This window comes from Streptomyces sp. NPDC044061, assembly GCF_056434305.1.
On the sequence record NZ_JBWKFL010000038.1, the window covers coordinates 23845 to 31822 of the forward strand.

The following is a 7978-nucleotide window of genomic DNA, read 5'->3' on the forward strand; positions in this document are numbered from 1 at the left end:
TCCAGCACGACCGGGGCCGAAGCCTGACGCCCGTGGAGCTGGACACTGCCGCCGACCGACCCACCCAGGCCGTCAAGAACCAGTGGGACGACGAAGCCGCCATCCGCCGCCTCCTACGACGCTGGTCGGCTCCGTGCAGGGACGACAGGCTGGGGCGCAAGGACCGCCCCGGCCTGTCGTTGCTCGCGTCAGTGGCCGGTCGGTGGGAGGAGGGAGAAGATCTTGCTGCCGTTCCTGGCGATCAGCACATCCTGGTACAGCAGGAGTTGGGGCGCGTCCGTGAAGCCGGGCTTCGGTTTGCCGGTGTCGATGTGAGCGTGCCAGAGCTGCTTACCCGTGCGCAGGTCAAGTCCGGACAGCTCTCCGGCCGGGCTGAAGAAGTACACGGTTGCCTGCCTCGTCGACACCACGGGAGACGCGAGAGACGCCATTGTGTCCTTGCCGGGCATCGTGACGCCCACCGGGCCGGTCCACACGGTCTTTCCGGTGGTCAGCGAGTAGGCGGAGGCCTGGCCTTTCCAGGACACGGAGATCAGGCGATCACCGCCGACGGTCCAGTTGGCGATGTGTCCCTTGACCTGGTCGGGCAGTGACGTCCGCGTCCCGGAGCCGCTGACGCTGGTCAGCTGAAAGTCGTCGCCTGCCGTGTCCGCGGCTCCGGTCAGGACCATCCGGTCGTCCGAGGTCCCGAGCAGCTGCTGCCTGCCGGGAAGGGTCGTGACCTTGTGGGCCTCTCCGGTGGCGGGATCGAGACGGAAGACGTCGGTGTCGTGTACTTCCTCGCTGTCCTGTGAACACAGGAGGTAGGGCACACCGCTCAGCACGGCCCGCTGGCACACATCATCCTTGGCCCAGGTGTGGCGCCACTTCGTTTCACCGGTCCGTGGATCGAGGGCCGACATCGTCCGCAGGGACGGGGTGTTCGCCCATACCGCGCCGTCGATGAGCATGGCAGCCTGGCCGGTGCGGTCGTCCTGCGGCATCTCGACCGACCACAGTCGCTCGCCGGTGGCGGCATCGACTGCCATCAGATCGGTGCCGCCGGCGTAGTCCCCGTTGGGCAGGTGCTTCGCCGTGTGGTTGCGGTAGGCGTAGACCACGCCGTCGCGCACGGCGAAGGGGTGGTCGTTCCCGTCGCCTTCGCCATTGACCTTGACGGTCCACAGCCGCTCGCCGGTGTTGGCGTCCACCTTCGCGACGTCATACTCCGACCCGCTGCAATACAGTGCGGAACCGTCCACCAGACAGCCCCGCTCGCTGACTCCCGCCACGCCGCTCTGCCACGGGTGCCAGCCCTGCGGCGACGCCGCCGGCCGCACAGGCCGGCCCTGTTCGGCCGCACCGCCGCCCCAAGGGCCGAGCATCGCCCCCGCAGCGATCGCGGCGACGGCCACCGCAGCCCCTGCGGCCTGCGAGAAACGACGCCGGCTGCGCCGCCGTACCACCTGCTGCGCCAGGTCCCCCGGCGCTAGCACCTGATCAAGGGCGACCGCGTGCAGCGTCTCCCGGACCTTCTCCTCCACCCGCTCTGTCGTCATCCCTGGATCTCCTTCGCCGTGTAACTGAGCGGTCGCCGCTGTTCCGCAGGCCCGTCGGGCTCAAGCTCCGGTACGAGCGCCCTGAGCTTCGCGAGCGACCGGTGCGCCGTGCTGCGCACCGTGCCCACCGGGATGCCCAGCAGCTCCGCGACCTCGGCCTCGGGCAGGTCCTCGAAGTAGCGCAGCACGACCACGGCGCGCTGGCGCTTGGACAGCCGGCCGAGCGCCGCCCACAACGCGATCCGCAGCTCCGGGTCCGCCCCGGCGCCCGCCTGTCCGCCGGACTCGGGCAGCACCGGCACCATGGTCTCGGCGTGGTGTCTGCGCAGCCGCCAGCGGTTGACCTGCTGCCGGTACATGATCTGGCGGACATACGCCTCGGGCTGTTCGATGCGAGCCCAACGCCCGTAGGCCTTCATCAGCGCGATCTGCAGCAGATCCTCCGCAGCATGCCGGTCCCCGCCGGTGAGCAGCACCGCGAGCCGCAGCAGCGCGGTGGAGCGCATCGCTACGAACTCCCGGAATTCATCGTGGCTCAAGGCCTCCATCGACCCTCCCCTTCTTCACGACCCCCACGACGCGGTGAGCCACTCGTGGCTATCCCTCAGCTGATCGAGATTGTGCATTCCTACCAAGCCGGCCACAGCCCTCGGGCCGCCGTCGGCCGTGAGGCCGGCCCTACCCCTCGCGAACAGAACGAGGCCGCACCACCTCGGGTGGGCGAACCGGCAGCCGACGTCGGGGGGCTACGGGCTGTCCGCTCCCCGTTTCCGTCATGTCGCCGACGACGAGGTGTCCTCGGGATCCGATCGACGGCGGGTCGGACGAAGGTCGGTCAGGGCGACGGTGACGGCCGAAGCCGCAACTCTGTCGAACACTTGGCTTCGTCTACGTGAAGTAGCAGCGATTGACCAGCGGTTTCGGCAGCAGTTGGCGATCTTGACTGCTGCAGACGCTCACGAGAAACGACGTCACCGCGTGGTGCGGTGCCACCGGGGTACGGCAGTAGCGGACGGCATTCTTGATCATCGGCCGTTACACTCCCGGCGTTCGGATGGTGTCGGTGGAGCGGAATGCCAAGCCATGGACGATGACCGCTGGGTCAGGTGGCCGGAGCCGTGGGTGGGCATGGATGCCGACATGCGGACGGCCGTGGGCGCGATCCCGCAGGAGGTCAAGGACGGGTTCAGGTACGACAAGATCCCTTGGCAGCGGTTCCCGCCCTTCTACGGCCCGGGCACGGAGATCCCCGGTCTCCTCGCGACGCTCGCCTCCGGGGACACCGAAGCCGCCCGCCGGGCCTTGGGGCAACTGTGGGAGGGGCTCCACCACCAGGGCAGCACGACCGTGGTGGGAGCACTGGCGGTGCCGTTCCTGCTCCGGATCGCGGCCACTGGGTCCCCCGGCTCCGCGCGGAGACCCTCCGACTGGTCGCCGAGATCGGACGATGTCAGGCCTCCGGGGACGGTAGACGCGAAGGCCTCCTCCAGATCGCCGAAGATCCAGAGGATGCGGAGGGCACCACGTTCTGCCCGGTGGACTCGACGATCCAGGCCGCTCGCGCCGCCATTACCGCCGACCTGCACCTCCTGTTCCCATTTCTCCCCGACCCCGATTCCGACGTCCGCTCCGCGACCGCCTTCGTCCTGGCGACGGCTACAGGCGAGATGCCGCCTATCTCCTCCGCCCTGCACAGCAGGACGGCCGTGGAAGATGATCCGGCGGTCCGGGTGAGCCTGATCCTCGCGATCGCCCAACTCGCGCGCGAAGACCAGGACGAACACGCTCCTGCGTGGGCCCGGGCCCTGTGGTCGGACGCCGCCCAGCCGCTCGAGACCCGCGTGGGCGCCGCCCTCGCCTGGCTGTGCCTGGTCGATGACCCCGTCCCCGACGAACTCCGTACCCTCCTCACCGACCCCGGCACCGACCAACTCGGCGAGCTGTTCCAGCAGGTGCCATGGATCCCCCCGGTCGACCACAGCAGCGGACTGCGCCGCTGTATCCACGAAATGCTCGCGCCGGATGTCCCCTGGAACGGCGCGTGATGGCCCTTCGCTGAGGGCGGAGCACCATCACGTTGGAGTCTGCAGCGGTCAGCCGGCCGTCGCGGGTGCTTCGGCTCGGGCGGGTGGCGAGCCGGTAGAGGTCGGTGCCGGTCTCGATGATGGTGCCGTTGAACTGTGGTAGGGCGGAGGGAATCGACCTGGGGCCCTTTCGGCGTTCTGCAGGGGGCGCATGGGCGTGCACCGGGATGGTGACGCACTCTCGCGCTTCCATGAGCCTCCAGGGATCCCTTCCTGGCGCGCCAGGCGCCCCGGTAACTTCGCGGGGGCGGCTACGACGACGACTTCGCCATAGACCAGGGCAGCGTCCCAGCCGGACAACAGGACGTCAGCCGCGCTTCACCAGGCGTTGGACATCTCTGGCAGGTTGCGCCTTGGGGGGTGGATCTACACCGGGTCACGTTCATCGACTCCAGCGGCATCAACATCCTCGTCGCCGCCCACCCACACTCGGGCTCGGCCCGGCCGTCGAAGGCGCCGAAGATCCCCTCATGCTGCGCCAGGGACGACCTTGGCGCAGTGGGTCCGCACCCTCGCTGCGTAACGCGGTGATCAGCTCGCGGAAGCAGCGTGGGCTCATCCGATGAACGGGGCTGTCCGGGACGGCTCCGACGCCGTGATCACACCAGCCACGGTCAGATCGTTTCACCCGCTGCCCCGTCGACGCGGCGGAAGGGAAGTCCTGGCCGTCCGTCGCTGACGGTCCGCATGAGGGCGGGGTCAATCGAGATGCCGCGCCTTCAGACCGGCTGGGTAACGTGAACCGCGTGTCGAGTGAGGAAGTGATGCAGGACGGTGCCCATCGTCGGGTGGTGCGGATCGGTGGGACTGTCCGCAGGCCCGTCCAGCCGTGGACGCCCACCGTCCATGCGTTGCTGCGGCACCTGGCGGAGGTCGGCTTTACCTATGCGCCGCGGCCGCTGGGGATCGACGACGAGGGGCGTGAGGTCATTACCTACATCGACGGTGACTCCGGTCCGTCGGTCTGGGCCAAGGTCGTGGACGACCAAGGTCTGAGGAACTTCGCCCGGCTGTTGCGCGACTACCACGATGCCTGCAGGAGCTTTTCACCTCCGCCTGGCGCGAGCTGGTCCACAGACGCAGGCAGCCCAGGCGACGACGAGGTCATCTGCCATGGGGACTTCGGTCCCTGGAACGTCGTCTGGCGGGGTACCCAGCCGGTGGGAATCATCGACTGGGACTTCGCCCACCCGGCATCACGCATGCACGACGTGGCCTACGCCCTGGAGTACACCGCCCCGTTCCGCGACGATGCCGCATGCCTGCGCTGGCTGCACTACCCGGCGCCGCCCGACCGCCGTTCACGGCTGGAGGACTTCTGCAGCGCGTACGGCCTCGACTCGACTGCGCAGATCGTCGATGCCGTCATCGCCAGACAGCAGGACACCGCCGACCTCGTGCGCCGGCTGGCCGAGCAGGGGCACGAGCCCCAGGCCACCTGGGCTGCCGATGGGTTCCTGACCGAACTCGACAACAGGATCGCCTGGAGCAAGGCGCATCGGCATCTGGTCGAATAGCCAATCCGCCTGTCGCCCGGACTTCTGGCTGCCAGCGAGCAGCGAACCTGAAAGGAAGCCTCTTGCTGCCCCAGACCGGCCCCGTCTTCCTCCGGCCCCCGGGGGGCAGTCGCTGCCTAGGGAGCGGTGGTGGATGGGCGCGCTTCACTGGGGGCCGGTGGTGTTCGGATGTCGGCTGTGCGCGGCCCGACGCGGCGGTAACAGGGGACCGTTGTGGGTGTACGGGCCGCGGTGGAGGCAGCTGTGTGTACGGCACGGCCGGTGGCTGCTCGATGTGGGCTGCCGTTTGTACGGGCGAGAAAGGGACAGGGCAGTGAGCCAGCAGAACGGCACCCGGCATGCCTGGGGTGATGCACCGATCTACGACAGCCTCGTCCAGGAACGCGGTGATGTACCGGTCGAGGTGAACGCCGCGGCGACGCGGATCGTCAGGGAGGCCGACCGTGCCATCAACTTCGGTTCGCCGCTGCTGCATTCCTCCGCCGGCTGAGTAGCGGCCCCCCAAGGGGCCACCGCTGCGAGAATTGGGGCGGTGGCCCGGGGAGGCTGACCGGGCGGCAGAGGGTGTTCGTCGGAACCAGTCGGCCACTCTCACGGGCGGCGTCAGGGGTGCTGACCGCGTCACGCTATCCCCCGCTCTGCCGAGCTTACGAGGACGCGGCGGACACTGACCGCTGGGCCGCCAGGCAGCAATCGACGCCAGCGACGAGGCTGAGCCGAACGCGTGATGCGACAGCCGGCGAATCGCCGTTTGCGGCTGGTGACAGAGTTCGTCCCAGCAACCCAGGTTCCGAGATCGCTTGACCTTGCCCCAGAGGGAGGGGCAACAGTGTCTCCATAGATCACATGAGCGGGCGGGCGGTGTTTACTCGCCAACCGGTAGAACGAAGAGGGGGAGTTCCAGTGACGGGGGCCTGCGTCATTCTCGATATCGGCGGCGTTCTGGAGATCACGCCGAAAACGGGGTGGGTGCAGCAGTGGGAAGAGCGGCTGACGCTGCCGCCGGGCACTGTGCATGAGCGGATGCGGGAGGTGTGGCAAGCCGGGAGCGTCGGCCACATCAGCGAACACGACGTGCAGTGGGAGGTAGCAGCCCGCTTGGGGCTCGACACGCCCCAGGTGGAAGCCTTCATGGCTGATCTCTGGGCGGAATACCTGGGAACGCCTAACGAGGAACTCATCGCTTATGTGCGAGGGCTGCGGGGAAACTGCAGGTTGGGCATCCTGAGCAACAGCTTCGTCGGTGCCCGGGAGCGGGAGACGGCGCTGTACCACTTCGACGAACTGGTCGAGCAGATCGTGTACTCGCACGAGATCGGCATCCAGAAGCCGGACCCACATGCGTTCGAGGCCGCATGCGCCAGCCTGGAGGTCCGGCCGGAGAGCTGTCTCTTCATCGACGACGTCGCAGTCAACGTTGAGGCTGCCCAGGCGGCGGGCATGCAGGCGCATCTGTTCGAGGACAACGCCCGGACCATCACGCGCATCGCAGCTCATCTGGACACTGGTCCCCGGTTTGCAGAGCGTGTCCCGCTCCGATGACGTCGCCCTAGGGGACGTCTTCAGTTGTGATCAAGCCCGGGGGCGGGTGCCGGTCCGATAGGACTATGGCGTGACACGTGCGCAACTCACCGACAGCGAATGGGAGTTCATCGGGCCGTTTCTGCCGGTCGGCAGGTTCGGCCCGTACCCCGAGCGGCTCCGCGAGCAGTTCGAGGGGGTGATCTGGCGGTTCCGCACCGGCAGCCAATGGCGGGAGATGCCCGAGCAGTTCGGCGCCTGGCAGACCGTCTACAACCGCTTCATGCGATGGCGCGACGCTGGCGTCTTCGAGGCCCTGCTGGAAGAGGCGATCGCCGAGGCCGCCCGCAGGAACGAGATCGACATGTCCCTGGTCAGCGTGGACTCCACCACCACACGGGCTCATCATGATGCGGCCGGCATGCGGGTCAGCGAACAGACCCTGGCGGCGCTGGAGGAGGCGGCCTCGCAAAAGGGGGAACGTCCGAGGAACAAGGCGGGCAGGACAGCGAAGGCGATCCGGCCCGCGCCGAACGCCGACGCATCCGCCTGAGACGGCGGGCCCGGCTGAAGGCCGCCCTGCTCGGCCGGTCCCGCGGCGGGCTGACCAGCAAGATCCACCTGCGCAAACGACGCATCAAGGTGGTCATCCCAGAGAAGAGGGACCAAGCCGCCAACCGCAGGAAGAAAGGCAGCCATGGCGGCAGGCCCGTCACCCACAACGCTGATCTCTACCGCGACCGCAACACGGTCGAGCGGGCCATCAACAGGATGAAGGACTGGCGGGGCATCGCGACTCGCTACGACAAGAAGCCCGCGAGCTACCTCGCCGGACTCCACCTCCGCGCAGCCACCATCTGGATCAGCAGCCTCCTGAAGCCCACTGATCACAACTGAAGACAGACCCTAGTAAGGCCCTCCAGCGGTTGCCGACCAGGGCCCAGTGCCTGACACATATCAGCGAGTTGTTCAGACACGTACGGCATGTTCGTGACGTCGGTACCGATCCCCAACTCCTCTTCGTTCGAACTGAAGTTGGGCGACCTCGTTTCGGCCGAGACAAGGTCGCGAATCGGGCAGGCGTGGGACTTCCAACGCTTTACGGTGTCTTAATCGGCGGCATTTGGCCTAATCAGCTGCGGTACGGCTTGCACGGTGAAGCGCCGTCGCTCCCCGCCACCGCCTCGCCCCGGCCAACAGGATCTGCGGCGACCTACGGCACGGCGGGCGGGGGGGGGTCCGCGAGCCTCTCCCCGCCGCGGCAGTTTTCGCTTCCCCGGGGCGCGACACAGGGGGGGGGGCTCGGCCCCGGAGTAGC

Annotated in this window: 6 protein-coding genes and 2 pseudogenes; 5 read left to right on the top strand and 3 right to left on the bottom strand. The window is 68.1% G+C overall.

Annotated elements, in window-relative coordinates; translation table 11 throughout:
- Positions 1 to 188 precede the first annotated feature (188 nt).
- Both AC07CM_RS39800 and AC07CM_RS39805 read right to left on the bottom strand, forming a co-directional pair.
- Positions 189 to 1538: an outer membrane protein assembly factor BamB family protein gene (locus tag AC07CM_RS39800; RefSeq protein ID WP_478881416.1), complete on the bottom strand. Its 1350-nt coding sequence runs from the start codon at positions 1536 to 1538 to the stop codon at positions 189 to 191.
- Complete coding sequence (locus AC07CM_RS39805; protein WP_478881417.1) at positions 1535 to 2086, bottom strand: SigE family RNA polymerase sigma factor; 552 nt, start codon at positions 2084 to 2086, stop codon at positions 1535 to 1537. Before AC07CM_RS39805 ends, AC07CM_RS39800 begins: the two co-directional genes overlap by 4 nt.
- A 987-nt stretch (positions 2087 to 3073) precedes the next feature.
- Here AC07CM_RS39805 and AC07CM_RS39810 point away from each other — a divergent pair.
- Entirely contained in the window at positions 3074 to 3583 is a 510-nt protein-coding gene (locus AC07CM_RS39810; protein WP_478881418.1) for a hypothetical protein, read from the top strand.
- Positions 3584 to 4100: 517 nt separating this feature from the next.
- On the opposite strand, the pseudogene AC07CM_RS39815 reads toward AC07CM_RS39810, so the two are convergent.
- Positions 4101 to 4234, bottom strand: a pseudogene (locus AC07CM_RS39815) (IS5/IS1182 family transposase); the annotation flags it as partial.
- Between the two features lie 125 nt (positions 4235 to 4359).
- Between AC07CM_RS39815 and AC07CM_RS39820 the strand changes: the two are divergent.
- The 4 genes and pseudogenes from AC07CM_RS39820 to AC07CM_RS39835 all read left to right on the top strand — a co-directional run bounded on the left by AC07CM_RS39820 (position 4360) and on the right by AC07CM_RS39835 (position 7557).
- Positions 4360 to 5139 (top strand): aminoglycoside phosphotransferase family protein, encoded by a 780-nt coding sequence (locus tag AC07CM_RS39820; protein ID WP_478881419.1) that lies wholly within the window; start codon positions 4360 to 4362, stop codon positions 5137 to 5139.
- Between the two features lie 313 nt (positions 5140 to 5452).
- Positions 5453 to 5629, top strand: a complete 177-nt coding sequence (locus AC07CM_RS39825) for a hypothetical protein (RefSeq protein ID WP_478881420.1) — start codon at positions 5453 to 5455, stop codon at positions 5627 to 5629.
- 413 nt (positions 5630 to 6042) lie between these two features.
- Positions 6043 to 6681, top strand: a complete 639-nt coding sequence (locus AC07CM_RS39830; protein ID WP_478881421.1) for an HAD family hydrolase — start codon at positions 6043 to 6045, stop codon at positions 6679 to 6681.
- A 70-nt stretch (positions 6682 to 6751) separates the two neighbouring features.
- A pseudogene (locus AC07CM_RS39835) lies at positions 6752 to 7557 on the top strand (transposase).
- Positions 7558 to 7978 lie beyond the last annotated feature (421 nt).

What these genes read in the sequence shown, in the direction of transcription:
- AC07CM_RS39800 (WP_478881416.1), bottom strand. Translation starts at nt 1,538, where the DNA reads ATGACGACAGAGCGGGTGGAGGAGAAGGTCCGGGAGACGCTGCACGCG.
- AC07CM_RS39805 (WP_478881417.1), bottom strand. Translation starts at nt 2,086, where the DNA reads ATGGAGGCCTTGAGCCACGATGAATTCCGGGAGTTCGTAGCGATGCGC.